Annotated in this window: 25 protein-coding genes; 17 read left to right on the plus strand and 8 right to left on the minus strand. The window is 32.7% G+C overall.

The features are described 5' to 3' along the window. Nucleotides 1-140 precede the first annotated feature (140 nt). Together bilS and bilQ are read right to left on the minus strand one after the other, a co-directional pair. The gene (gene bilS, locus BN1075_RS13690) at nt 141-644 is read right to left on the minus strand and encodes a flavodoxin family protein BilS (protein WP_040193777.1); all 504 of its coding nucleotides are present in this window, start codon (nt 642-644) and stop codon (nt 141-143) included. Between the two features lie 106 nt (nt 645-750). Beyond that, entirely contained in the window at nt 751-1,224 is a 474-nt protein-coding gene (gene bilQ, locus BN1075_RS13695; RefSeq protein ID WP_081911601.1) for a bilirubin utilization transcriptional regulator BilQ, read from the minus strand. A 230-nt stretch (nt 1,225-1,454) separates the two neighbouring features. Between bilQ and BN1075_RS21215 the strand changes: the two genes are divergently transcribed. Further along, nucleotides 1,455-1,664, plus strand: a complete 210-nt coding sequence (locus tag BN1075_RS21215) for a DUF1540 domain-containing protein (protein WP_328286195.1) — start codon at nt 1,455-1,457, stop codon at nt 1,662-1,664. 96 nt (nt 1,665-1,760) lie between these two features. On the opposite strand, the gene BN1075_RS13700 is transcribed toward BN1075_RS21215, so the two are convergent. The 5 genes from BN1075_RS13700 to BN1075_RS13720 all read right to left on the minus strand — a co-directional run bounded on the left by BN1075_RS13700 (nt 1,761) and on the right by BN1075_RS13720 (nt 7,355). Further along, complete coding sequence (locus BN1075_RS13700) at nt 1,761-3,836, minus strand: carbohydrate-binding domain-containing protein (protein ID WP_040193781.1); 2,076 nt, start codon at nt 3,834-3,836, stop codon at nt 1,761-1,763. Between the two features lie 13 nt (nt 3,837-3,849). Next, nucleotides 3,850-4,545 (minus strand): DUF4956 domain-containing protein, encoded by a 696-nt coding sequence (locus BN1075_RS13705; RefSeq protein WP_040193782.1) that lies wholly within the window; start codon nt 4,543-4,545, stop codon nt 3,850-3,852. Next, nucleotides 4,538-5,257 (minus strand): polyphosphate polymerase domain-containing protein, encoded by a 720-nt coding sequence (locus BN1075_RS13710; RefSeq protein ID WP_040193783.1) that lies wholly within the window; start codon nt 5,255-5,257, stop codon nt 4,538-4,540. The genes BN1075_RS13705 and BN1075_RS13710 overlap by 8 nt, the downstream gene beginning before the upstream one ends. 203 nt (nt 5,258-5,460) lie before the next feature. Continuing rightward, nucleotides 5,461-6,684: a sensor histidine kinase gene (locus BN1075_RS13715; RefSeq protein ID WP_040193784.1), complete on the minus strand. Its 1,224-nt coding sequence runs from the start codon at nt 6,682-6,684 to the stop codon at nt 5,461-5,463. After that, the gene (locus BN1075_RS13720; protein ID WP_040193785.1) at nt 6,681-7,355 is read right to left on the minus strand and encodes a response regulator transcription factor; all 675 of its coding nucleotides are present in this window, start codon (nt 7,353-7,355) and stop codon (nt 6,681-6,683) included. Before BN1075_RS13720 ends, BN1075_RS13715 begins: the two co-directional genes overlap by 4 nt. 309 nt (nt 7,356-7,664) lie before the next feature. On the opposite strand from BN1075_RS13720, the gene BN1075_RS13725 reads away from it, so the two are divergent. The 10 genes from BN1075_RS13725 to BN1075_RS13770 all read left to right on the plus strand — a co-directional run bounded on the left by BN1075_RS13725 (nt 7,665) and on the right by BN1075_RS13770 (nt 17,170). Then, a complete protein-coding gene (locus tag BN1075_RS13725; protein ID WP_040195178.1) occupies nt 7,665-9,137 on the plus strand; it encodes a protein adenylyltransferase SelO in 1,473 nt (490 codons plus the stop codon). A 309-nt stretch (nt 9,138-9,446) separates the two neighbouring features. After that, the gene (locus BN1075_RS13730) at nt 9,447-10,181 is read left to right on the plus strand and encodes an IclR family transcriptional regulator (protein ID WP_040193786.1); all 735 of its coding nucleotides are present in this window, start codon (nt 9,447-9,449) and stop codon (nt 10,179-10,181) included. 58 nt (nt 10,182-10,239) lie between these two features. After that, a complete protein-coding gene (locus tag BN1075_RS13735) occupies nt 10,240-10,986 on the plus strand; it encodes an ABC transporter ATP-binding protein (protein ID WP_040193787.1) in 747 nt (248 codons plus the stop codon). Further along, complete coding sequence (locus tag BN1075_RS13740) at nt 10,983-11,768, plus strand: ABC transporter permease (protein WP_052406552.1); 786 nt, start codon at nt 10,983-10,985, stop codon at nt 11,766-11,768. The genes BN1075_RS13735 and BN1075_RS13740 overlap by 4 nt, the downstream gene beginning before the upstream one ends. A gap of 24 nt (nt 11,769-11,792) precedes the next feature. Further along, the gene (locus BN1075_RS13745) at nt 11,793-12,581 is read left to right on the plus strand and encodes a nucleoside phosphorylase (RefSeq protein WP_235777809.1); all 789 of its coding nucleotides are present in this window, start codon (nt 11,793-11,795) and stop codon (nt 12,579-12,581) included. A 44-nt stretch (nt 12,582-12,625) separates the two neighbouring features. Further along, a complete protein-coding gene (locus BN1075_RS13750; RefSeq protein ID WP_235777810.1) occupies nt 12,626-13,642 on the plus strand; it encodes an ABC transporter substrate-binding protein in 1,017 nt (338 codons plus the stop codon). Between the two features lie 36 nt (nt 13,643-13,678). After that, entirely contained in the window at nt 13,679-14,458 is a 780-nt protein-coding gene (locus tag BN1075_RS13755) for an ABC transporter permease (protein WP_042387339.1), read from the plus strand. A 171-nt stretch (nt 14,459-14,629) separates the two neighbouring features. Next, nucleotides 14,630-16,354, plus strand: coding sequence for a hydroxylamine reductase (hcp, locus tag BN1075_RS13760; protein WP_040193789.1), 1,725 nt, complete (start codon nt 14,630-14,632; stop codon nt 16,352-16,354). Between the two features lie 229 nt (nt 16,355-16,583). Next, nucleotides 16,584-16,910, plus strand: coding sequence for a cupin domain-containing protein (locus tag BN1075_RS13765; protein WP_040193790.1), 327 nt, complete (start codon nt 16,584-16,586; stop codon nt 16,908-16,910). A 71-nt stretch (nt 16,911-16,981) separates the two neighbouring features. Further along, complete coding sequence (locus tag BN1075_RS13770; RefSeq protein WP_197072321.1) at nt 16,982-17,170, plus strand: DUF1858 domain-containing protein; 189 nt, start codon at nt 16,982-16,984, stop codon at nt 17,168-17,170. 139 nt (nt 17,171-17,309) lie between these two features. Here the strand turns inward: BN1075_RS13770 and BN1075_RS13775 are convergent, their stop codons facing one another. After that, nucleotides 17,310-18,944 carry a PucR family transcriptional regulator gene (locus BN1075_RS13775; protein ID WP_040193793.1) on the minus strand — a complete coding sequence of 545 codons (1,635 nt, stop codon included), beginning with the start codon at nt 18,942-18,944 and terminating at the stop codon, nt 17,310-17,312. 263 nt (nt 18,945-19,207) lie between these two features. On the opposite strand from BN1075_RS13775, the gene BN1075_RS13780 reads away from it, so the two are divergent. The 6 genes from BN1075_RS13780 (at nt 19,208) to BN1075_RS13805 (ending at nt 25,706) form a co-directional block, all read left to right on the plus strand. Next, entirely contained in the window at nt 19,208-20,062 is an 855-nt protein-coding gene (locus BN1075_RS13780) for a DUF3100 domain-containing protein (RefSeq protein ID WP_040193794.1), read from the plus strand. A gap of 25 nt (nt 20,063-20,087) precedes the next feature. After that, nucleotides 20,088-20,558, plus strand: a complete 471-nt coding sequence (locus tag BN1075_RS13785) for a hypothetical protein (protein ID WP_040193795.1) — start codon at nt 20,088-20,090, stop codon at nt 20,556-20,558. 79 nt (nt 20,559-20,637) lie between these two features. Further along, nucleotides 20,638-21,783 carry a M20 family metallopeptidase gene (locus BN1075_RS13790; RefSeq protein WP_040193797.1) on the plus strand — a complete coding sequence of 382 codons (1,146 nt, stop codon included), beginning with the start codon at nt 20,638-20,640 and terminating at the stop codon, nt 21,781-21,783. Nucleotides 21,784-21,797: 14 nt separating this feature from the next. Further along, nucleotides 21,798-22,736 (plus strand): DUF1177 domain-containing protein, encoded by a 939-nt coding sequence (locus tag BN1075_RS13795; protein ID WP_040193798.1) that lies wholly within the window; start codon nt 21,798-21,800, stop codon nt 22,734-22,736. 336 nt (nt 22,737-23,072) lie between these two features. Next, entirely contained in the window at nt 23,073-24,659 is a 1,587-nt protein-coding gene (locus tag BN1075_RS13800) for an ABC transporter substrate-binding protein (RefSeq protein ID WP_040193799.1), read from the plus strand. Between the two features lie 90 nt (nt 24,660-24,749). Continuing rightward, nucleotides 24,750-25,706: an ABC transporter permease gene (locus BN1075_RS13805; protein ID WP_040193800.1), complete on the plus strand. Its 957-nt coding sequence runs from the start codon at nt 24,750-24,752 to the stop codon at nt 25,704-25,706. Nucleotide 25,707: the final 1 nt, after the last annotated feature.

Consider the following 25,707-nt stretch of genomic DNA (forward strand, 5'->3'; position numbering starts at 1 on the left):
GTATTAAATCATTTTTTCAGAGGTTTAAGTTTATAGAATTATAAAAAAGAATTCTGAAACAAAATAAAATTTAGGAGTAGTATAATACTTCCTTTAAAATAAGCTGCAGCTTCATAATTTCATGAAGCTGCAGCTTATTTTTATTTTAAGATTGAATCAATCCATATGCTTAAGTTTTCCAAATCATTAGTATCTGGATGAGTTAAAGCACAATCAAAATTTTCAATCATAGACTTCATTTGTGAATTATCTGGATCATTTTCAAGTGCTTTAGTATAATGATCTCGAACAGTGAAAGGCATTTTTCCTTGGCACATGAAAGAAGCTTTTAAAGTACATGAATTTGGAATAAAGGCTGCAATGCGACTAATTATTTGATTGAAATAAGCTTCACTTCCACCAAACCCTGCAGTACCAAAAAGTACTATGTTTTTATTCTCAAGTGATTCAATGAAAGTCTTTAAGTTATCATCACATCTTCCTTTATCAGTCCAAAATCCAATGAAGATAGTATCGGCAGCTAAGGCTTCTTGTGAAGGAACACCAAAATATACACGACTCTCAGCAGTGATTTTCTCTTTGATTTTTTCTGCGAGAAGGGCTGTATTTCCAGTTTTACTGTTATAAACGATTGAATATTTCATGATATCTCTCCTTATAAAATAAATAAAAAATTTAAGATTGAATTAAAAATTTGAGCTTTCGAATTTCTGTAAGAAGAAGTTTTATAAAAACATAGAAATAAATTATTTAATAGCTTGATAATTTACATATGATTTTTTGTTCAGGGTACGATGATTTTTTTAGTTTTGATAATGCTTTAAGCAGCAGTTCTTTTTCTTCTTTGGATATATCAGCCAATGCGATTTCATCCCACTGAGTAAAAAGATTTTTTATTTCATTAAAAGCATTTAAACCTTTTTCAGTTAAGCTTAACTGAAATGCACGCTTATCTGTTTCTTTTGTTTTTCGAGTCACAAAACCAGCTGTAACTAGTTTCTCAACAGATCGGGTAGTATGTCCTGTATCTGCTTTAATAGCTGTTGATAAATCCTTTGGAGAACATTCAGGATGATTTCCAATATAAATTACAAAGAACATCAATCCGTGAGAAAGCTCCATTTCTTGAAGCCTTTTATTACAGAAACTATCGAAATCTTTTTTTAGTGAAGTTATGTATAGAGATAATGGTTGATACAAATTAATTCCTCCAATATTATTCATTAAAGTATTTTACCTGACAAAGTCAGATTATCATATTTAATTGACAAAGTCAACTAAAATGGAGTTGTATTTTAAGATATCTAAATGCAGAATAAAGATGTAATTGATAAACCTGATTGAAAAGTTTATTTTGAATGTATCTATTGAAGTTATAAAATTATTATTATGAAGTGAGTATAAAAGGGAGTAGAAGGTGGAGATAAATTTTGAGATATTATGATAGAAAATAAATGTATATTAATCTTTCTTATGAAGATAATAAGATTGAAAGGTGGTGCATACTAATGACAAAAAATAGTGGTGTTAAATGTTCAGTTCAACAATGTAAACACAATGAAAATGAACAATATTGTAATTTACAAACAATACAAATAGGAACTCACGAACAAAATCCTAAAATGGATCAATGTACAGACTGTCAATCATTTGAATTAAAATAATTAACAGTTTAGTGAAAGTATATGTTTAAAAGATAGATCATTTTAACAGACCCCTGTCAAGTAGACAGGGGGACTGTTAATGTAAGATCTATCTTTTTATTTATTGGATGTTGGAGGAGGAGGATTCCCATTACCATTATTTCCGCCAGGCATTTTTCCACTTTGACCTCCCATACCGCCATTCATACCTTGACCATTTCCATAGATTAAACTTGTCATTTTAATGGATTGTGTTTCTGATCCCAGTGTCAATGTATAGGTCTCTCCAGTTTTTATTTCTGGTGTACTTATGACAACAGAATTATATTGTTTTCCAGGTTCAAATGAAGCAAGAAGGGTTCCTTTGTTGTCACTTATGGATACAAGACCATTTTGATTAGTTGAAGAAGTGTATAGAATTGAACCTTGAGTAGAAGTGCTTCCAAAGTTCATTGCCATACCACTAGAACCAGTTGCAATAAAAATACCTCCAGTGATTTCTCCAGTACCGTCATAGTCTAAAGCTCCATTGCCATTATCAGATGGTCCAGATACATAGGTTTCACCACCGGATATACACACGCCACCATTAGCATCTATGCCGTCTCCACTTGCATTAATTATTGTTTTACCACCAGAAATCTTAATGAAAACGTTGCTGTTAGAATTAAAGGAATTCTCTCCAGGTCTTCCATTTAAAGAAGAGTTGTCATTTCCACCAGCTGCATTAAGTCCATCATCCCTTGAAGTAAGATTAATGGAGCCTCCAGAAATTTCAATGTTTTGCCCTTCAATGCCCTCATAGCTTTTTGAAATTGTAATGGTGCCATTTGTAATTTTAACGTCACTATTACCATGGATTCCGTCATCACCAGAGCTTATGTTGAAGGTTCCATTATTAATGTATATATTAGTGTTGCTATGAATGGAGTCGTCTGAGGAATCAATTGTGAAGGCTCCGTCGTTAATTAAGATACTTCCATCTGATTTAACTCCCTTTGCACTAACTGTTGTATCTTCGGTAGTTTCTTGTGAAGATGTTGTATAATCATTAGGTTGAGCAGCATAATACGGTGGTGTTTGTACTTCATTATTTTGAGTATCAGTTGGTAATTTTTGAGAAGCACTGGTAGACATGTCAGGAGCTGCATTTGGATCTGCTAAACTATTTGGAGGTTGTGAATTGTTAGAATTAAAGATGTTATCTGAAGAGGGTGGGGTACCAGGTCTAGTACCTTTATCCCATTTTCCCCAGTTCTCATTTGCATTACCATTTGAGTCTGTGTTGGCATTAGCACTACCACCACCAGTAGTTAAGTTAAACGTTCCGCTATCAATCTGAACCAAGGAGGCTCCATCAATACCATCATAAGTTGCATTTATATCAAATGAACCACCAGCAATATAAACAAAACCAAGGTTGATTTCATCAGAATTTTCGCTATGAATTCCATCTTTACCTGAATTAATATTAAAGGTTCCTTCTGCAATTCTTACGCTATCTTTACCTTGAATACCATGGCTGGTAGCGGTTATATTATAGTTTCCGCTGGTAAAAACTAAATCATCCTTAGAAACAATTCCATGTCCATAGGCAGCATTAACTGTAAGAGTTCCAAGTCCATTTAAGGTTAAATCATCCTTTGAGTAAATCACAGAATCAATATTATTATCATCTATAGCTACAAATTCGTCTTTGTTTGAAAGGACGTTTTCACTATCCTTTTCTAGAGTTACAAAGACTTTATCTGCTTGTTTTATATAAAGTGGAGCACTAGTATTACAATTTATGGTGACACCATTTAAAACAAGCTGAATTTTATCAGTTTTTTCTGCATCAACAATGATTTGCCCGTTTGAGAGAGAACCTGAAATAACATAGGTTCCTTCATCGGTAATAGTAATAATGTTATTATCAATGGATACAGCATTGGAATCACAGTCAATATTGTTGTCTGAAAGCTTTATTTCAATGTAATCAGTATTACTATATCCAATTTCTTTATCACGATTTGAAAACATATCTTCTAATGAAACTCCAACGGTATCTGATAGCAGAGATGTCGTTTTTGAAGAGTCATTGGTACCTAAGGCTGAATTATCCGTAGAAGTTTTATTTCGATCACAGCCGGTAGAAAGACTTGTAGTTATAGAAAGAGCTAGAATAATAGACATTAGTTTTTTTCTATTCATGAATGATACTCCTTTAAAGTTCATAACTGCTGTTTTCTTGTATGGATGAGCTGATTTCCAGATTTCCATTGCGGCAACGTAGCTCATCAATGAATTTCTTTTCATCAGTGGACTTATTCAAGGTTAAATGATAAGTAAGTTTAAAAAGACTTCCCATATTTGTGGTTTTTACACGTATAAGCTCATAGTTAGATGTATATTTTTCAAGCAAATCAGTGAAAACTTCAGTGTAATTTAAATTTTCTGGAATGGTTATATCCATAGTTCTATCCAAGTGACCATGTTTTTTTTCACCTAATCCGATTTTTACATAAAGAATATTGATAAGTCCAAGAATTACCGCAAATAAGAGTCCATAAGAAAGGTATCCCATTCCTGTTATTAGACCTGCACCCATTGCAAGAAAGATTGCACCTATTTCTTTGGCTGTACCAGGGACAGAACGGAAACGAACAAGGCTGAAGGAACCCGCAACGGCTACACCGGCGCCGATGTTCCCATTAACCATCATAATAATTACGCATACAATGGCTGGAAGCATAGCAAGAGTAACTACGAAGCTTTTAGTATATTTGCTTTTATAGGTATATACAAAGGACAGAAGCAACCCAATGAAAAGGGCTGTCCCTATACATAAAAGAAAATTTGATGGCGAAATAACTGTTTGAGTAGATGTATCAAAAACACCTCTAAATAAATTGTTAAGCAACTTTAATCCCTCCTAAAAGTTTTGGTAAAATTAATGTTTTATAAGCATTACCGTATTTAGAAAATGAAGTTTTATATAACTTATTTTCACTTAAAAAATTTGTCAGCCATAGTGGTATTCCCATAGAGGTTTTAATCTCTAAAAGTACCATGTCATCGGCTAGCAGAGAAGAGCCATAAGTTCCAGCTTTTAAATTCAAATCATAATCCCTGCATAAAATATTTTCATCAAAGGTCATTCTAAAGTTTGAATCATTTTTACTAAAAAAGGCCTTCCTCTCATAGGACATAAATAATGATGGTTCCAAGCTTTGATAAAATTTAAAAAAATAATCTATTTCTTTAGTTATCTGACCTTCGATGGGTGGGTGTATTCCATCTATAAGATAATTCATTGCTTCCGCTTCAACTAGAGATATGCGGCGTTTATAAACTACACTGTTATATTTCTTTTTTAATTCTACAAACACTGTGGTCTCTGAAGTAGCAATCCCATAGCTGCGGATACGGAGTTTTTCTTTATATAAGGGCTTCTCATTAGAGCGCAGAATCAATATTTTATTCGGTGTATCAAAGTAAATATTGCATATGGTGCTTCTTCCAAATTGGTCGGGTTCCATATAGTCGTTCATTACTCTGAGTAAAAGTTTTTGTTGATCTCTGGTGATAAGATATTTAAGCTCATATCTTTTAAAAACATTTTGATACTTCATAATTTAATACCTCCTTTAAGTTATAAATTAATTATAGAAAGGAAAACTTAAGTGAACTTAAAAAAGTTATTAAAGTTTTAAGTTGAAAATTTTTAGGTATTTAGTTTTTTAAACAAGAAAAGAACAAGTAATTAAAAATGCTTCTACTTAATAGAGTAGCTTTTTAATTACTTGTTCTAAAATGGGGAATTTTTAATCTGAAATTAAAATTTAACTGTTATTACTATGGATTTTCCATCTGAACTTGCTGCTGAAATTGTACCTTTATGAGAAGTTACAATTGCTTTTGCAATGGAAAGTCCGATACCATAGCCGCCATTAGCGCTATTTCTTGAAGCATCACCTCGATAGAATCTTTCAAAGAGTATATCTAGGTTACCTTTTTCAATAGAGTTTGTAGAATTATATAAGGATAGAAGTGTTTTACGACCTTGTCTTTTTAAAGTTAGATTAATCTTGCCTGCTTCATCTGAATATTTCATTGCATTTTCTAAAAGTATAGATACAAGCTGTCGTAAAGATTGTTCATTTCCCTTAAAGGATAGATTTTTTTCTATATCAATATCAAATGTTTTATGTTGATTTTCAGCCATTACATAGAAAGGCTCACAAGCTTCACTTATTGCATCGGATAAAGAAAAGTCTGTTATTAATTGTTTATTGTTTTCTTCATCCATTCTAGAGAGAGTTACTAAGTCTGAGGTTAGGGTGGAAAGCCTTTGTACTTGATTTCTAATACTTTTTGTCCATTGATTTTCACCTTTTTCTAATTCTAAAATTTCAATATTAGCATTAATGATTGTAAGGGGAGTTTTAAGTTCATGCCCCGCATCAGTAATAAATCTTTTTTGCTTTTCATAGCTTTCAGCTACTGGTTTTACTATTCGTTTGGAAAGGATTAGAACTAGAATAAATACTAAAAACATTCCTGTCAATCCAACTAAGATACTGTTAAAAAGAAAACTATAAAAGGTGTCAAGGTCACGTTTGCAATCAATGAAAATAAGAAGTGAACCATTATCAGTGTCAAGTCTTCCATATTTATATATGTCAATAAATCCAGAGGCTTTATCCTTGAAATAGGCATGTGAAGCAAGTTCTTCTGCCATAGTAGTAGAAACAGCAGCTATATTTTCAGTATTTAAAGCAATAACTTCTCCATCTTTATTAGTTATGGCGGAAAAATATCGAGTGGAAAAGGGGACCTCAGGTGACATTTCTGGAGGCATTGGCTTAAATCCGTCATGATTTTTTTTCTTCATTGGAAAGGTTCCGCCATTTTCTATTAGAATATTTAAAATCACATCCGAATTTTCGTTTATGTTTTGAAAGTTGGAAATATTAATGGCTGCGATGAGAAGTGTTAACACTATAAATAAGGAAGCCATAGCAATAGCAATAAATTTACGTCTAAGAGTATAAATCATAATACTGCCTCTAATGAATAGCCAATATTTCTTGAAGCTTTAATTTGAACCTTGGCATCTAAGGCTGTTAGTTTCTTTCTTAGATATGAAATATATACCCACACCACACTGATTTCTGCATCAGAATCATAACCCCAGATTTTTTCCAAAAATCTATCTGTGGATATTAAATGGTTTGGATTAATCATCAACATTTCAAGGATTTGAAATTCCTTGTTGGCTAAACGAAAAGAACCTTTAGGTGAAGAAAGTTCAAAGGTGAGTCTATTTAAAGTAATATTCTCAAAGTTTATAATCATATCTGAAACATCACCTTGGCGTCTTGTCATTGCTCGTATACGTGCAAGAAGTTCTTTCATTGCAAAGGGTTTAGTTAAATAGTCATCAGCACCACTGTCAAGACCTAAAACTCTATCATCAATTTCACTTTTGGCAGTGAGCATAAGCACTGGTATATTGTTTCCTTGGGTGCGTAATTGCTTAAGGACAGTAAGTCCGTCTACTTTAGGCATCATTATATCAAGAATAACACCGTCATAATTTTCAGCTTCTAAATAATCTAAGGCATCCTGACCATTATAAACGGCATCTACAGAATAATTATTATGTTTAAGAATTGCCACTAAGGCATTTGAAAGTTCAATTTCATCTTCAGCTAACAATAGTCTCATAAAATCCCTCCTGAAAGTGATATTCCAAATCTAAAATTTAGTTTCACTAATTTAATTGAAGCATATTATCCTTAAATGTAGTTTAAATTTAAAAGTAGTATAAATCAAGGCATATAAAACCTATGTAATAAAAATTAATTAGTAAATCTTCAAAAACTATTAATAAAGAATTTGTAAATGATAATGAGAATTAATGTTAGAATAAGGGTAAGACTAGCTTTCTTAACTTATAAAGTGTAGGTCTACGATTTAGTTATTGCTGATTTTTTTGAATAAAAGGGAAAGCTATAGAGAATGAAAGAAACATTTATGAAAGGAGTACAAAATATGAGAGATTTTGGATTTGAATTTAATAATAGTTATACTGAATTACCAAAGATATTTTACACTAAGCAAAATCCAACACCGGTAAATTTACCTAAGCTGGTTGTAATGAACTATACACTTGCAAGGGAGTTAGGGTTGAATGCAGATGCACTAGCGGATGAGGCAGGGATAGATATACTTGCAGGAAATGCAATTCCCAGTGGTGCAAAGCCAATAGCTAAGGCTTATGGAGGGCATCAGTTTGGTCATTTTACTATGCTTGGTGATGGTAGAAATATATTATTAGGTGAACAGATTACACCTAAGGGGGAAAGAATAGATATTGAGTTAAAGGGCTCGGGAAGAACACCTTATTCAAGGGGTGGTGATGGAAGGGCAGCTTTAGGGCCAATGCTTAGAGAATATATAATAAGCGAAGCTATGGCAGGGTTAGGAATACCTACCACTAGAAGTCTTGCTGTAGTTACAACAGGGGAGAAAGTCGTAAGGGATGAATATCTTCAGGGCGCAATCCTAACTAGAACAGCTTTAAGCCATATTCGCGTTGGAACCTTTCAATTTGCAGCAGCTTGGGGGACCATTGATGATGTTAAAGCTTTGGCAGATTATACAATAGATAGACTTTTTAAGAATGTAAACAAGTGTGAGAATAAGTATGTTCATTTATTAAATGAAGTAATAAAAGGTCAAGCAAATCTTATAGCAAGGTGGCAGTTAGTTGGGTTTGTTCATGGTGTTATGAATACGGATAACATGACTATAAGTGGAGAAACCATTGATTATGGACCTTGTGCATTTATGGATAATTATGATCCTGCAACAGTGTTTAGCTCAATTGACAATCATGGCAGATATGCTTACGGTAATCAGCCTAATATTGGAGGATGGAATCTAGCAAGATTTGCTGAAACTTTGTTACCACTTTTGGATGATAATCAAGAAAAAGCTATAGAAATAGCTAAAGGAGCCATCTCAAATTATTATAAAGTTTTTGAAGATGCTTGGTATTCTGGTATGAGAAAAAAACTTGGATTATTTAATTCGGAAGAAAAAGATAAGTATTTAATTGAAGGTTTGCTTAGCATTATGAAAAAATATAAAGCTGATTACACAAATACTTTTATGGCATTAACTAAAGAAAAAATTGAAGACACTGGACTTATTGGCATAGAAGACTTTGATTTGTGGTTGAATTTAAGGAGTGAACGACTTGAAAGGCAAGGAAAGTCAAAGGAAGAGGTAACTTCCTTGATGAGAGAGAATAATCCAGCAGTGATACCTAGAAATCATAGGGTCGAAGAAGCTTTAACAGCTGCAGTAACTGAAGGTGATTTTGGTGTAATGGATAGATTGTTGGAGGTTTTAAAGAGGCCTTATGCATATACAAAGGAGCAGGAGGAGTATGCATTAGTTCCAGAGTTACAAGGCAGATACAGAACCTTCTGTGGGACTTGATTTATTAAAGTTAACACAAGAAATTTAAATTTAATGTTCTAAATAAAAAACGGCTAAACTTGAAATTAGCTGTTTTTTTATAAAATAAATTCATTTTAAACATTTCTTTAGTTATTAAGTTGTTATTTAGAAATAAGCTACACTATTTCGACTAAATAGGCTGTGAGAAGGGGGAAAAATTAATTTTATAAAATCGTATTAAAATTTAGAATAGTTTTATTGACTGATAATATTGAAAATGATATACTTTTTAAGAATTCTGTTACAAGAAATAATATTCCGTATAGCGGAATGAAAGGGGTGTTTTAGTTGTTAGAGAGAGCACTTAATACTTTAACTGTTTTAAGTGAAAATAAGAATGGGCTTTCAATATCAGAGCTTTCTGCAAAGCTTAACATTCCGCCTAGTTCAATCCACAGGATTGTATCTGTGTTAAAGAAAAATAATTTTGTAATTCAAGATCCAGTTACAAAGAAGTATAAGATAGCGTATAAGGTTCTTAGTTTAGCACAAAATTTAACTTTTGAAGATAGTTTGATAGACAGTGCAAGACCTCATATGGATAAATTAGCTTCAGATATAGATAAGACCATATGCTTATGCATTATGGAGGAGGATAAGAATATCTGTATTGATTATGTGGAGAATAAGGATACGGCTTTGTTTAAAGTGAACAAGGGAATAGCAATGCCATTACACGCCACATCAGCTGGAAAAGTATTTCATGCATATATGGATAAGTATATTGTTATGGAACAAATGAATAGCATAGCAATGAATCCAATTACACCTTACACAAAGACTGATTTAAATACCTACTTAAAAGAACTTGAAGAAATTAGGGTTAGTGGATATTCAATTTGTGATGAGGAGCTTCAGTTAGGAATACAGGGATTAGCATGCCCTATATTTGATATGAATAATAAGGTTGTTGCAGCTATATCTTTTACTGCCATAAAATCAGAAAATTTTATATGTGATAAATCAATAAATTTAGTTAAGGAAACAGCAAAGGCTATTTCGAAGGATTTAGGAAGCAGATAAAAGATAAAGGTAGGAAAGTTGGCTGTAAGCAATTTATAAACTTAAGGAGGGAATACAATTGGAGGATATTTATTTAAAGATTCAGGATGTCAATAAGATTTACCATAATCTTTTGAAAGAAGACACTATTGCATTAAAGGATATAAATCTTGATGTAAAGCAAGGTGAATTTATTTCCATTCTTGGGCCTTCAGGTTGTGGTAAGTCTACACTGCTGAAAATTCTAGGGGGTTTAGAAAAACTTTCTAGTGGAACTATGGAATATAAGGGTGGTAATGACCATGAGTTAGGATTTGTTTTCCAAGATTCAGTGCTGCTGCCATGGAAAAATGTTCAGGAAAATGCAGAGTTTCCACTTGTAATTAAAAAGAAACTTAATGATGAAAATAAGAAGAAACTTGATGAGCTTTTAGAATTAGCGGGATTATCTGAATTTAAAACTGCTTTACCAAGAGAATTATCTGGAGGTATGAGACAAAGAGTTTCAATAGTAAGAGCTTTATCATATGATGCACCATTACTTTTAATGGACGAGCCTTTTGGAGCTTTAGATGCCATGACCAGAGATCATCTAAATGAAGAATTACTTAAAATATGGCAAAGAACAAATAAAACAATAATATTTGTTACTCATAGTATTGAGGAAGCAACCTTTTTATCAGACAGGGTTATAGTAATGTCTCCTAGACCAGGCAGAATAAAAGAAATAGTTAACATTGACCTTCCAAGACCAAGAGGTGAACAAACAAGAAATGATGAAAGGTTTGCAGAGTACAATAAATATCTAAGGGGGATTATTGGATGATGAAACCTTCTAAAAAGTCCAGTGTTTTAAAATCCACCATGGAATATGCAGCTTCTATTGGCCTTTTTATGATAATCTGGCAGATATATGTGATGATTGCAGATGTACCCAAATTTGTTTTACCATCACCAATAGAAGTAATGAAATCTTTCATCAATATGTTTACATCAGGAATGATTTTTCCTCATTTAGGGATAACAACAGTTGAAGTAGTTATTGGTTTTGTCCTTGGGGGACTTTTAGGAATGATATTAGGGTATATCTTCGTAAAGGTTGATTTTATTAAGAGTGCATTTATGCCATACCTTATCTTTGCTCAAACAGCGCCAAAGATAGCTTTAGTACCTTTATTTGTTGTATGGTTTGGTATAGGAATGGTTTCGAAATTAGTTCTGATAATTTCAATGGTGGTTTTCCCGGTTATGGCAGGAATGATTTTAGGTATTGAATCCATGCCTAAGGATGCTAAAAATCTTATGACTGTATTAGGAGCTTCAAGATGGCAGTTGTTTTCCAAAATGGAGATGCCTTATGCATTACCAGCTTTATTTTCTAGTTTTAGAATAGGAATTGTACAAGCAGTTATAGGAGCCATAGTTGCAGAATGGATGTCAGCTAAACAAGGGTTAGGTTATATATTGACCTATGCATCGTCTACTTATGATACACCGATGCTTATGGCAGGTATCATTGCAACTATATTATTAGGAATTATTACATATGAAATAGTAAATGTTTTAGATTCAAAGTTATTATATTGGCACGAGTCTAAAAATCAATAAAAAGATTTACGGGGAGGAATAACTTTGAAATACACTTCTGCGTCAGCTCCAAAGTATGGAGATAAGATGCCACACTTAAGATGTTCAAAAGAAGATATTAGCGATATAGTTCTTTTACCAGGGGACCCTGGAAGAGTACATATGTTTAAAGATTTATGTGAGGACTTTAAGATAATTAGTACTAACAGAGAATATGTTGTTGGAACTGGTACATATAAAGGGGTAAAGATAACAGTATGTTCTACTGGAATTGGAGCGCCGTCAACAGAAATAGCAGTAATGGAACTTATTGGGCTTGGAGCAAAAGCGCTTTTAAGAATAGGCGGCACTGCAGCAATAAGAGAAGATGTGAATTGTAGTGAAATTATAATTAATACTGGGGCTATGAGATTAGGTGGTTCATCGGTGTTTTATGCAAGACCAGAGTATCCAGCAATAGCATCCTTTGAGGTTGTAGAGTCATTTAAGGAAGCCTGTGAGGAAAGAGATAAAGTTTATCATATGGGTATATGTGCATCTATTGGTTCATTCTATCATGGACAAGGAAGAGCTACGCCATTTGAAAAGAATTATGATGAAAATGCAGTTTTAAAACAATATACAGACTTAAATATATTAAATTTGGAGATGGAAGCTGAAACTATATTTACAATTTCATCTTTATATGGAATATATACTGGAAGTATTTGTAGTGTTCATTGTAATAGAATTACAGATAAATGGCTTATAGATTATGAAGAGTCACAGATTAATATGTGTAGAACTGCTTTAGAAGGAGCGGTAAAGCTTAAAAATAAGTATATCAATAGCTAAAGCTTATCAAATAAAAAATATTAATTTATTAGGGGGAAAATCAAGTGAAGAAATTTATGAAAAAAACATTAATTCTTGCAACTACATGCTTATTAGCAGTTACTTTAGGTGGATGTTCTAAGGGCGATGATAAAGGATCAGCTGGAAAGGATGGGGAATTAAAGAAGGTTTCAATACAAATCGATGGTGCAGCAGTACCATATTATGCTCCACTTTACTTAGCAGAGGAGAAGGGGTTCTTTGCTGAAGAAGGTTTAGAAGTAGAGTTTTTCTATGCAGCAGCAGCAGATATAGTTAAAAATGTTGCAGCTGGAAATATAGAGTTTGGATTCCCAAATGCAGACTCAGTAATATTAGCAAAATCACAAGGAATACCAGTGAAGGTTGCTCACACTACATATCAAAATGGGCTTGGATCAGTAATCTTTAATACTGATTCAGGAATAAAAACACCAGCAGATTTAAAGGGTAAAAAAGTTGCGGTAACAAGCTTAGGAAGTCCTAACTATATCCAGCTTCAGGTTATGTTAAAAGATGCAGGTCTAACTATTGATGATGTTCAGGTTGAAGTTATAGGAACAGGAGCAATACTAAATGCTTTAACTACAGGAGAAGTAGATGCTATAGTGTTCTCAAAGCTAAGAACTGTAGAATTAAATAATTCAGGATTCAATGTAAGTGAAATTGCATCAGATGATTACCTTCCTTCTTTCGGAAATGTTTTAATAGTTGGGGATAAACTAGCTAAAGAGGAACCAGAAGTTGTTGATGGCTTTAAAGCTGCATTAACTAAATCAATAGAGTATATCATTGATGGTAATGTTGAGGAAGCTGTAGATTTAGCTATAAAAGACCATGCTCCAACTTTTGCAGAAAAAAGAGATATAACAGTTAAAATTATTAATGAAATATTCGTTCCAACTTTATGGCAGAGTGAATATACAAAGGAGAATGGAATTGGAGCTTCTAACATTGAAAGATGGGAAAGCTTAATTAATACGTCTAAAGAATATGAAATAATAAATGAAACATTTGATGTTAAAGAGTTAATATACGAATAAGAGTATACTCTTTATCATTAGTTGGAGGTAAAAAATATGTTTTTTAAGAAGCATAAAAACATTATCCTTCCAATTGCTGTTTTTCCTATATTAATTCTTTTGTGGGATTTGTCTATACAGATTTTTGATGTGCCATCTTATTTGCTTCCAAGACCAGGAGTATTATTTGAAAGCTTTATAAACCTGTTTCAATCAGGTAACATTTGGGAACATATAAGTATAACACTGCAAGAAATCTTTATAGGTACTGGAATTGGAATTGTTGTAGGGGTAGTTTTAGGATATATAATGGCAAAGATAAGGATATTCGAAAAATTGATGATGCCTTTCATAATTATTATACAAACTGCACCAAAGATATCATTAGCTCCTTTATTTATTCTTTGGATGGGACTTGGTATGGAATCAAAGGTTGCCTTAGTAGTAATGGTTGTTTCATTCCCGATAATGATAAATCAAGTTTTAGCTATAAGATCAATAGATGGTAATGTATATAATTTAATGAAGATATTAAATGCATCAAAGCTGCAGAAGTTTATTTATGTTGAACTTCCATATTCAATTGAAATGATGCTTTCAGGAATAAAGGTTGCAGTTACTCAAGCAATGATTGGGGCAGTAATCGGAGAAATGATAGGTTCTAAGGCTGGACTTGGGTATCTTTTAGTCTTAGGAAGTGAAACCTATGATATTAATATGATTCTTAATTCTGTATTAATCTTGAGTTTTATAGGGTTAGCATTATATTTAATATCAGAGTTCATGGAAAAGAAAATACTTTTCTGGAAAGAGATTGAGAAAAGTGCTATAGGTTAATGAAGAAGAGCTGAAACAAAGCAAAACACTGCTTTGTTTCAGCTTTTTTTATTTAAAAAAATTAAAATTCAATAAATCTACAATTTCGTAACGTATGATACGGAATTGTAGTGAAATTACAAATATAATGTGTATATAAGATAAACATTTAACTGATGGAGGGATTATATTATGGAAAATACAATGTTTTGTTTTCAATGTCAGGAAACAGCAGGTTGCACAGGATGTACGAAGTTTGGAGTTTGTGGTAAGTCACCTGACTTAGCAAGAATGCAGGATTTATTAGTTTACGTTACTAAAGGCTTATCAGAAATTACAACAAGATTAAGAAAAGAAGGACAAAAAGTAGATGATACAGTAAATAACTTAATTACTATAAATTTATTTACAACTATTACTAATGCAAACTTTGATGATGCGATTTTTTATGAAAGAGTAAAAGAAACATTAAAAATAAAAGAAGAGTTAACTTTAAAATTAAAAGATAAATCAGGTTTATCAGAAGCAGCATTGTGGAATGCTGACTCTAATGACAAAATTGATGATAAGGTTGGCGCTCTTGCTAAGCTTAAAAATGCAATTCTAGGAAGTGGTAAAGAAGATGTTGATATAGATAAGATTTTAGATGAAAAATCAACAAAGGTAGGGGTATTAGCTACTAAGGATGAAGATATCAGAAGCTTAAGAGAATTAATTATTTATGGTTTAAAAGGGTTGTCTGCATACATGAAACATGCTAATGCTTTAGGATATGATAATGAAACGGTGAATGCATTTATGCAGTCAGCTTTAGCTAAGACATTAGATGATAACTTAAGTGTGGATGAATTAATTGCCTTAACACTAGAAACAGGTAAGGTAGGAGTAGATGGTATGGCACTTCTTGATGCTGCTAATACCGGAACTTATGGACACCCAGAGGTTACAAAAGTAAATATAGGGGTTAGAAAAAATCCAGGAATCCTTGTATCTGGACATGATTTAAAGGATTTAGAATTATTATTAAAACAGACTGAAGGAACAGGAGTAGACGTATATACACACTCTGAAATGCTTCCAGCTCATTATTATCCAGCATTTAAAAAGTATTCTCACTTTGCAGGAAACTATGGAAATGCTTGGTGGAAACAAAAGGAAGAGTTCGAAAGCTTTAATGGACCAATCCTAATGACAACTAACTGCATTGTGCCACCTAAGGCAAGTTATAAGGATAGACTTTACACAACTGGGGCAGCTGGTTTTGCGGGATGCACACATATAAAGGGAATTAATGAAGCATACAAAGATTTCTCAGTGATTATTGAACATGCTAAAAAGTGTAGTGCTCCAATAGAAATAGAAACAGGAGAAATTATTGGAGGCTTTGCACATAACCAGGTATTTGCATTAGCAGATAAAGTTGTTGAAGCTGTTAAAACTGGAGCTATAAAGAAATTCTTTGTTATGGCAGGCTGTGACGGAAGAGCAAAATCAAGAGATTATTACACTGACTTTGCAAAAGCTCTTCCAATGGATACTGTAATTCTTACAGCAGGATGTGCAAAATATAAATATAACAAGTTAAATCTTGGTGATATAAATGGAATTCCAAGAGTTTTAGATGCTGGACAATGCAATGATTCATATTCACTAGCTTTAATAGCATTGAAGTTAAAAGAGGTGTTTGAGCTTCAAGATATCAATGAGCTTCCAATAGCCTTCAATATAGCTTGGTATGAGCAAAAAGCTGTAATAGTTTTATTATCATTATTATATTTAGGTGTTAAGAACATTCATCTTGGACCAACACTCCCAGCATTCTTATCTCCAAATGTAGCTAAGGTATTAGTTGAAAACTTTGGAATTGGTGGAATAACAAATGTAGAAGATGATCTTAAAATGTTTTTAGGTGAATAGGAAAATAAAAACAGAAAATTAAAATACAAAATCCAGAGATGTATTGTAAGTATATCTCTGGATTAATTTTTATTGGATATTTGAAATTAAGATTAATGAAGTTATTATAAAACTATAAAATGTAACATAGGTTACAGAGTTTTCAGGAGAAATAAAATATAATCTAATCATAAGAGAAAGAGATTATTAAACAATAATAACTAAACAAAATTTTATAGGAGGGTAAGTTATGAAGAGAATAGATATAAATAATGAAAAGAATAAGGTAACTAATATTGGGGAAATAGAAACTAATAAAGCATTACTATCATTAAATGAAAAATTCAAAACTGTATTTTTCAAATTTGAAGAGGGAAAAGGACTCCCAAATCACTCACATAATGGATATGCTTCAATTCAAGTGTTCAGTGGCAGGGTTGATATAGAGTTTGTATCAGGTGAAAAATTTGAATTAAAGACAGGCGACTTTTTACCTTTTGATGCGAGAGTAGAACACAATGTAATTGCGTTAGAAGAAAGTAAGGTAATAGTTACAATAGGACAGGCTTTAAGCTAGTAAGTAAAATTAATATAAAAATAAGTAGTTAAATAAAGAAAAAATAATAAAAAGAATAGGAGTAGTATATTATGATAAAAAAAGAGAATACAATAGGTGAAATATTAAGGATGAGTCCAAAGGCAGCTAACGTTTTAATGAAATTTGGAATGGGATGTTTAGGTTGTCCTTCAGCGACAATGGAGAGTTTAGAAGAAGCATGCTTAGTGCATGACTTGGATATAAATGAAGTTCTAAATAAGTTGAATGGTGAAATATAAAAGGTTATAAATATATTAATATAAAGCATAGAAACTGCTAAGCATAAGCCTAGCAGTTTTATTTTGTGGAATTTAATTTGTCAGAGTGAAATATGTAGGGGAGTTATTTAAATTAAAGTATAGAGTAATATTTATATAGCTATTTATTTTTTACAAAGGGATAGAACTTCATAGCTATAGCAAGTGATAGTAAATGATTTTTATCAGAAAGGTTATATCCTGTAAGTTGTTCGATTTTCTTAATTCTGTACATTAAGGTATTTCTATGGAGAAATAAATTTTGAGCAGCTTGAGTTTTTACTCCCATACATAGAATTAATTGATTTAAGGTTTCTAAAAGTTCACTATCATTTTCTTTATCATGTTTTTCAAGTACTCCCATGGTATTTTGTATGTAATTTTGTAGGTATTCATTATCAGCAACTTGAAGTAGTGCTTGTTCTAAACGATTATTTTCAATGAAAACAGTCTTTGAATTTCCACCAGTTAACCTAGATATTTTGATTGCTTCACGTGCTTCTTTATTTGCTTCTATTAAAGCGGTATAAGAGTAGAATATGCTGCTTATTCCAACGGTAAAGTTAATGGATAATTTTAAGTTTAACTTATCTTGAATTTCTTCTATACAGTATAGCAGAGTATTTTCAATACATGTACTTGGGATAAGACAGGTGAAACTATCACTTTTAGGGATAACAGTAAAGTTTTCGGTAACTTTTTTAAATTTCAGTTCTATAGTATTGAGAATAAATTCTTTTATGTTTTGAATATAATACTCATCCTTATTTTTTATTATTTTATCGAATTGATCTACGTCAAAAATTACTAGCCTTAAAGGTGGTGAGGGCCACTTTAGATTAAAGGCTCGAAGCTTTGCTTCTTCCTCTGATTTTATGTTACCGGTAATTATATCTAAGAAAAAGTGGTTACCTATAAGTTTCATCTGCTCATTCAAAGCATGTTGCTTGGAAAATTCAAGCGCAATAGCTGTCGATGCTTGGTCAATAATTATATCAGACATTTCATTTTTTGAATCAGGGTCTTCTTGCAAGATTAAGTAGCCATAAGTTTCATTTTTGTTACTCATTTTTCTTACTCTATACAGAGTATTTGTTTCGATATCCTCATAAAAAATAATAGGCTTTTCTTTGAAATTTAGTAGTGTAGATGAATTTGAAAGATTAGTACAGAACGATTCTAATTTATTAGTGTAGTTTGTTTTAGGATATTCTATAGCTTCAATTTCAAAATTTGCATTAAGAATTGCATTAGCTGCTTTTAAAAGTGTGCACATTACACTAGAGATGGCATTAAATCCGCCTCCGCTTAATTCTAAGTCTATGAATTTATTATGGATGGTTTGAGAAAATTCAAGGCGTGAATGATGTTCATCAATAATTGCTTTAACCAAAGGAGTGAGTACTTCTACAAAAGGAAGATCATCGGGCATTTCAATTAGAGGTACTCCTAACTTATCAGCAAGTTCTATAGCTTCTACGGAGAAGGGACCAATAAAGCGGGTTTTAATAGCTATGCCTGATGCTTCAGTCCTGTGAATTATGTTTATGAGATCTATTAAGTTTAGGGAGGCACTATTAAGCGCGTAACCTGTGGTTATGAGCAGCTCGCCTTTAGTAAGCCAAGGTTCTATATCTGGAATTTCCATGGAGTTTGCATGCAGAATAATATTCGACAATCCTTTTTTACCTGCTATTAATCTACATTTTTTTAATCCGCCAAAGTTAAGTGCGTCTTTAATAGTTAAAGCCATCATTTATCCCCCCCTATGTATAATATGACTAAAATTCCTAATGATGTTATTTAAATTATATGAAAAGGAATCCTTTATTGTCAATGGATAGAAGTGATTTGTAATCTTTTTAATTATGTTCTATTGTGCAATATGCACTAAAAGTAAAAGAAAATGTTGGATATAATGAACCTAGACATGAAGAAGATTTACATATATAATTATGATTAAATTTAAAAGTTATCTGAATATTTCAGAAAATGAAGGTTTAAAAGGGGGAATTATGTATGAAAAAAAACTCAGGAGCTGTTAATTGTTTTATTGCTACGGCACTGATATGTGTAGTTGCAGAAACATTAGGACCACTTCAATTTACGGTATTTGGGATACCAGTTAAGATAATGACTATGATTTGGGCAATTGTTCTTGGAATGGCTCTTTCACCTCAGCTATTAGGAAAGGTAATTCCAGCAGTTAAAAATTTTATATCAGAAAAAGAAATAAAGATAGCACCTATGCTACTGTCACTAACACTTTATCCTTTAGGAATAATGTTTGGTATCAGTGCAGGACCACAGGTTGGAATTGTTTTAGAAGCAGGACCTGCTTTACTACTCCAAGAGGGTGGAAATGTAATGACAATGCTTATTGCTCTTCCACTAGGTGTTTTACTTGGACTTGGCAGAAGTGCAGTTGGAGGAACCTTCTCACTTTGCAGAGATACAGCACTAGGAATTATAGGAGATAAATATGGATTAGACTCTAGAGAAGGAATGGGAACTCTAGGAACTTATATAAGTGGAAGTGTGTTTGGAGCTATAGTATTCTCCCTTTTAGCACCAATAGGATTAGGAATTGGTTTCCATCCATATGCCTTAGCAATGGCTTCTGGAATGGGAAGTGGATCAATGATGAGTGCTGCTACCGCAGCTTTAACTGAAGCTGCTAACCCAATGTTTACAGAGCAGATTTTAGCATATTCTGCAACTAGTGGAATGATAACAGCTGTTACAGGAATATATGTTGAGATGTTTGTTGCATTACCGTTAGCTAATTTTTACTATAGTAAGGTTGCACTTCCTATAGAGAGGTTTAGAGCAAAGTTCTCAAAGAAGAAAGAGAATGATGTAAATGTAGCTTAACTAACAGTTGAAAGGGGAAATAACAATGAAAAAAACAGTTCAAGATATAGTGGAACAACTAAAATTTGTAGTAATAATATACGGTATTGTTGTTTTAATTCATTTAATGTCACCAGCATCAGATTCAAAACTGCCAGGGCTATTACTTTCTACAGTTATAAGTTTTGCTATGGTATTTATATCTTTAGTTTTAAAAAATCTTGTTAAAAAGCCTAATCTCCCAGGGTTTGCATGGGCAACATTAGTTTCGTTCTTTTTAACACTGCCAATATCACCAGTGCAGGAATTTATAGTTTCATCTATGAGTTCTTACAGCTTTAGTTTAGTTGGAATACCACTAGTGGCCTTTGCAGGAGTTGCAGTTGGAGATCAGCTTGATGTATTTAAGAAGCTAAGCTGGAAAATAGTTATTGTATCTTTTGTAGTAATGGGATCAACATACTTCTTCTCAGCAGCTATTGCAAATGCTGTATTAGCTTCAAAAGGAATGCTTTAATACAAATAATTAAATATGATGAAATAGAAACAGAATAAAATAATGAGTCGAGCTTAGCTTGACGGATAGGGGTGTAATTATGGAAGAGAAAATTCGTGGATATAAAGAAGAGATATGTACTATTTCGGAAAAGAAAGAAAATAAAGTAGGTAGTATTTGTAAATATATTTTCGATAATCCAGAGTTGGGTTTAGAAGAATATAAAGCACAGAAGATTCTTTGTGACTATCTTGAAGAAAGTGGATTTAAGGTAGAAAGAGGAGTTGGAAGCCTGGAAACAGCATTCATTGCAACCTTTGATAGCGGCAAACCTGGTAAGACGGTAGCATTAATGGCAGAGTATGATTGTCTTCCACAAATAGGACATGGTTGTGGTCATAATATTATTGGTACAAGCTCTACGGGAGCAGCGGTGGTTCTTAAAGAAGTGATGGAGAAACATGGCCTTGGTGGAGTTATAAAGGTAATGGGAACTCCTGCAGAAGAATCAGTAGGTGGAAAAGTTACAATGTTAGAAGAAGAGGCTTTTAAGGGAATTGATGCAGCATTAATAATGCACCCAGCAGATGCTTCTATGCCAGATGATATTTCCTTCGCTAGTGTAAATATGGAATATACTTTCCATGGAAGGCCAGCTCATTCAGCAGCGTTTCCATGGAAGGGAATAAATGCTTTAAGTGGAGTTATTCAAATGTTTAATGCTGTGGATGCCATGAGACTACACTTTAAAGATTTTACACGTGTACATGGAATCATTACTGAGGGAGGAACAGCTCATAATACCATAACAGATAAAGCAACTGCTGTATTTAACATTCGTGCTCTTCAGTATGAATATTTAATGGAAGTGGTTCAAGCTATAAACAACTGTGCAAAAGGTTCAGCTATGTGCTTTGGTGGTACTGTTGATATTAAACAAAAGAGTGTTGTTTTAAAGGATATCAGAAATGACAAGAAAATAGTAAACTTTGTTAGAAATAACATGGAGTTTATAAATGAGGAGTATATAGAGCGTGATTTAACACAAGGAATTGGTTCAACGGATGCAGGAAATGTAACTCATGAGATTCCGGCAATTCAATTCTATATTAGGTTAAAAGCTGGGATAGGAACCCATACTTTAGATTTTGCAGAAGCTTCAGGTGGAGCAGAAGGACTTCGTACACTTAGTGCTGCAATGAAGGTATTAGCACTAAGTGCCCTTGATGTATTACTAGATAATTAGGAGGTTGATGAGAAATGTTACTAAAGCACTTAATAGAGTTATACGATATACTAGATTCAAAATATGTAGATGGAGAAGCCGCTTTACAATATTTAAGAAATATAAATCCAGATGTAGATGCAGAAACTTACCCATTAACAGGGGATAAGGGACTTACCCATATGGTGAAAGTAAGAATACCTGGAACTAATGGGAAAAAGGCAGGAAAAGATGCTCCAACAATTGGACTTCTAGGAAGACTTGGAGGACTTGGAGCTCGTCCAGAAATGATAGGCTTTGTATCAGATGGAGATGGAGCACTAGTTGCTCTTGCTATAGCAGCTGAGCTTTTACAGATGCAAAAAAAAGGAGATTACTTAGAGGGAGATGTATTCATCTCAACTCACGTGTGTCCAGATGCACCAACAAGTCCGCATAAACCAGTACCATTTATGGGCTCGCCAGTTAATATGGCACAGGTTAACCGTGAAGAAGTAAGTAATGAACTTGATGCTATTCTTTCCGTTGATACCACTAAGGGAAATAGAATCTTTAATAAGCGTGGCTTCGCTATATCACCTACAGTTAAAGAGGGATATATATTAAAGGTAAGTGATGATCTTTTAGACATAATGGAGATTACAACAGGACAGCTTCCAAATGTATTTGCTCTTTCAACTCAAGACATTACTCCATACGGGAATGATGTGTATCATTTAAATAGTATACTGCAGCCATGTACAGCAACCAGTGTTCCTGTGGTAGGTGTTGCAATTACTGCTGAAACTATGGTGCCGGGCTGTGCAACAGGTGCAAGCCATATAAACGATCTAGAAGAGGCTGGAAGATTTATGATAGAGGTGGCTAAAGCTTTTGGAAGAAAGCAATGTAAGTTTTATGATGAAGAAGAATATGATAGAATAACAAAGCTTTACGGGTCAATGAAGCATATACAGACCTTAGGCATGGAATAAAATACTGCTAGCAATAAATATCTTATAAGTAATTACTTTATTTAGATATTTATTGCTAGCAATTTTTTTGAAGATTTAAAAGAAAATATTCGTGTAATAAACTTAAAAATTTAAAGCAAGACGAAACCGATTAAATAGAGTTGATGAGTTCAGTATTTGAAAATATCATTGATGACATTATATCTATTTTAAAACAAAATAAGTAAAATGTAGAATAATATTGTATTTCATAAGTGTATAAAGCTATAATTTAAAATGTATTTAAGTTTAATTAATAAACTTTGAAGAATATAGCGCTATATTAACTTTAATACAGGAACATTTAGGGGGAGAATTATGAAAAAAAGATTTTTATCATTAACCATTGCTGCAATAATGACAGCAACATTGTTTTCAGGATGTCAAAAGAATGATAAAGATGTTAGTAATGGAGCATCAGATAATATTCAGGTAGCTGGGCAAAAGGTAGATGGAGGAACATTCATTTATCCAATTGAAAGTGATGTATCAAGTTTAAATATATGGTATGAAACTGGGGATGAAGGCTTTACAATGCTGAAGCCAATTTATGATCCTCTATTTATTACTAGTGCAACAGGAACTCGTTATTATTTAGCTGAATCTTATGAAGTATCTGATGATGGTCTTTCTATATTAGTAAGATTGAGACAAAACGCTAAGTGGCATGATGGTGAGGCTATAACTGCAGATGACTTAATCTTTACTTTTGATATAAAAAATAATCCAGATAATAAAGTAACAAGTGGTACATCAATAAATAGAAAGCCTGTTACGTATGAAAAGGTGGATGATTATTCAGTTAAATTTACTTTACCTGAAGTATCAGCATCATACATATCAACTTTAGGAAATCTGAAGATAATGCCAAAGCATATTTACAAAGGAGAAGCATCAATTGCAACTTCAGAAAAAAACATGCTTGGAATAGGATCAGGACCATATAAAGTTGAAAAGTGGCAAGAAGGAACAAGCTTAACTTTAACTAGGTTTGAAGATTATTATAGAGGTGTTCCAAATCTAGAAAATGTAGTGTTTAAAATTATACCAGAGTTTAGTGCTCAAGAGGTTGCTTTACAAAGTGGTGAAATTTCTGTAATGCGTATTCCTACAAGTGAAAAGCTTGATAAGTACAGTAAGGATGAACGTTATAATATATGGAATATACCTGAAGGACGTAACAATTACCTAGGATTTAACTCAAATAGCGAGAAGATGAAGGACATAAAAGCGAGACAAGCTATTGCTATGGCATTAAATTGTGATGAAATAATTGCAGGAGTATATGGGGAAGAGCTCGCTGTTCGTGGAGAAAACATATTAAATCCAGAAAACATTATATATGATGAAAGTGTTAAAGGTTATGAACAAGATGTAGAAGGAGCTAAAAAGTTAATTGCAGAGCTTGGATTAGATAAGGAACCGTTAAAACTAGTTTATAATTCAAGCAGAGTAAATATGGAGGATTGTGCCTTAATCATTCAACAGCAATTAAAAGAAGTTGGAATTACTGTTGAAATTACTGGGTATGAAACTCAAGGATTCTTCGATAAGTTTTTCTATACAGATGATGGAACATGGGATTTGGGGTTAAATGGATATGCGTCTAATGCGGATCCTAATGGTAACAATGGGATGTTCCAATATGGGAAATTCTTAACTAAGAATGTTTGCACAAGTGAAGCTACTGGAGAGCTTTGGGCTAAGGGAGATCAAACTATAGATGAAGCTGAAAGAAAAGCTATTTATAGTGATATTGAAAAGGCTGTTAAAGAAGAGTATACAATCTACCCAATATCAATGCCAAACTTTGTTCTTGTTGCAGATAAGAAATTTCAAGGTTTAGATGCTATTAAAATTGTTCCTGTGTTTGAAGATTATTTACAGCTTTATATGACTGAATAAATTATATTTAGAAAAAGTAAGTAAAAGATATGAGGCTGGATTTAACCTCATATCTTTTTTCAAAGCTAATGCATAATTTAGGAGGTTACCATGAAAAAATATATTTTCAAACGAGTAATACAAATTATACCGGTTATATTATTAGTTTCAATTTTATCCTTTTTAATAATTCATAGTGCACCAGGGGATCCAATTAACATGTACATAAAACCAGATATGACACAATATGAGATTGAAGAATTGAGAGAAGAGATGGGTTTAAATGGAAGTGTCATATCTCAATATGCTTTATGGCTTGGAAATATAGTAAAGGGAGATTGGGGATATTCCTTAATAAATAACAGGCCAGTTTTAGATTTGATTCTTGCAAAGTTGCCTTCAACTATTTTATTAATGGCATCATCTTTAATGATATCATTTTTAATTTCCATACCTTTGGGGTTAATATCGGGATTTCATGAAAATAAATCAATTGATAGAGTTATTAGTTTTTGTTCTTATATAGGAGTGTCAATTCCAACTTTTTGGTTTGCTATTTTACTAATAGTTATTTTTACTTTGCAACTGGGATGGCTACCGAGTGTTGGAATGCGAACAACAGGAGTAAGTACTTTTACAGATCTAATTAAGCATTTAATTATGCCGTCTGTAGCTTTAAGTGTTGGAAATACAGCTGTGTTCACAAGGTATATTAGGGCAAACACAATTAAACAGCTTCATGAGGAGTATGTAATTACAGCACAATCAAAGGGAGCAAGTAATTCCTATATTCTGAAAAAACATGTGCTGAAAAACTGTTTGTTACCTATTATAACTTTGATGGGGATGAATTTAGCAAGCTTGGTTACAGGATCATTTATTATTGAATCTATATTTGGCTGGCCAGGGATGGGAACTCTTGGAATGAGTGCTATAAATAGCAGAGATTATCCGATGATTATGGGCTTTACCATGCTGTCGTGCATAATTCTCATTTTAGGTAACTTAATTGCTGATATATTATATGGATTTGTGGATCCAAGAATTAAGATAGGAGAAAAGAGGTAGC

Origin of the sequence: Clostridium culturomicium, assembly GCF_000821305.1 — a bacterium.
GTDB lineage: Bacteria > Bacillota > Clostridia > Clostridiales > Clostridiaceae > Clostridium_J > Clostridium_J culturomicium.

Excerpts from the sequence above, each read along its gene's own strand:
- BN1075_RS13725 (WP_040195178.1), top strand. The coding sequence starts at position 7,665 with ATGAAAGGAGTACAAAATATGAGAGATTTTGGATTTGAATTTAATAAT.
- bilS (WP_040193777.1), bottom strand. The coding sequence starts at position 644 with ATGAAATATTCAATCGTTTATAACAGTAAAACTGGAAATACAGCCCTT.
- BN1075_RS13720 (WP_040193785.1), bottom strand. The coding sequence starts at position 7,355 with ATGAGACTATTGTTAGCTGAAGATGAAATTGAACTTTCAAATGCCTTA.
- bilQ (WP_081911601.1), bottom strand. The coding sequence starts at position 1,224 with ATGAATAATATTGGAGGAATTAATTTGTATCAACCATTATCTCTATAC.
- BN1075_RS13785 (WP_040193795.1), top strand. The coding sequence starts at position 20,088 with ATGAAAAAAACAGTTCAAGATATAGTGGAACAACTAAAATTTGTAGTA.
- BN1075_RS13710 (WP_040193783.1), bottom strand. The coding sequence starts at position 5,257 with ATGAAGTATCAAAATGTTTTTAAAAGATATGAGCTTAAATATCTTATC.
- BN1075_RS13770 (WP_197072321.1), top strand. The coding sequence starts at position 16,982 with ATGATAAAAAAAGAGAATACAATAGGTGAAATATTAAGGATGAGTCCA.
- BN1075_RS13805 (WP_040193800.1), top strand. The coding sequence starts at position 24,750 with ATGAAAAAATATATTTTCAAACGAGTAATACAAATTATACCGGTTATA.
- BN1075_RS13795 (WP_040193798.1), top strand. The coding sequence starts at position 21,798 with ATGTTACTAAAGCACTTAATAGAGTTATACGATATACTAGATTCAAAA.
- BN1075_RS13800 (WP_040193799.1), top strand. The coding sequence starts at position 23,073 with ATGAAAAAAAGATTTTTATCATTAACCATTGCTGCAATAATGACAGCA.
- BN1075_RS13765 (WP_040193790.1), top strand. The coding sequence starts at position 16,584 with ATGAAGAGAATAGATATAAATAATGAAAAGAATAAGGTAACTAATATT.
- hcp (WP_040193789.1), top strand. The coding sequence starts at position 14,630 with ATGGAAAATACAATGTTTTGTTTTCAATGTCAGGAAACAGCAGGTTGC.
- BN1075_RS13755 (WP_042387339.1), top strand. The coding sequence starts at position 13,679 with ATGTTTTTTAAGAAGCATAAAAACATTATCCTTCCAATTGCTGTTTTT.
- BN1075_RS13775 (WP_040193793.1), bottom strand. The coding sequence starts at position 18,944 with ATGATGGCTTTAACTATTAAAGACGCACTTAACTTTGGCGGATTAAAA.
- BN1075_RS13715 (WP_040193784.1), bottom strand. The coding sequence starts at position 6,684 with ATGATTTATACTCTTAGACGTAAATTTATTGCTATTGCTATGGCTTCC.
- BN1075_RS13780 (WP_040193794.1), top strand. The coding sequence starts at position 19,208 with ATGAAAAAAAACTCAGGAGCTGTTAATTGTTTTATTGCTACGGCACTG.
- BN1075_RS13700 (WP_040193781.1), bottom strand. The coding sequence starts at position 3,836 with ATGAATAGAAAAAAACTAATGTCTATTATTCTAGCTCTTTCTATAACT.
- BN1075_RS13790 (WP_040193797.1), top strand. The coding sequence starts at position 20,638 with ATGGAAGAGAAAATTCGTGGATATAAAGAAGAGATATGTACTATTTCG.
- BN1075_RS13740 (WP_052406552.1), top strand. The coding sequence starts at position 10,983 with ATGATGAAACCTTCTAAAAAGTCCAGTGTTTTAAAATCCACCATGGAA.
- BN1075_RS21215 (WP_328286195.1), top strand. The coding sequence starts at position 1,455 with ATGTATATTAATCTTTCTTATGAAGATAATAAGATTGAAAGGTGGTGC.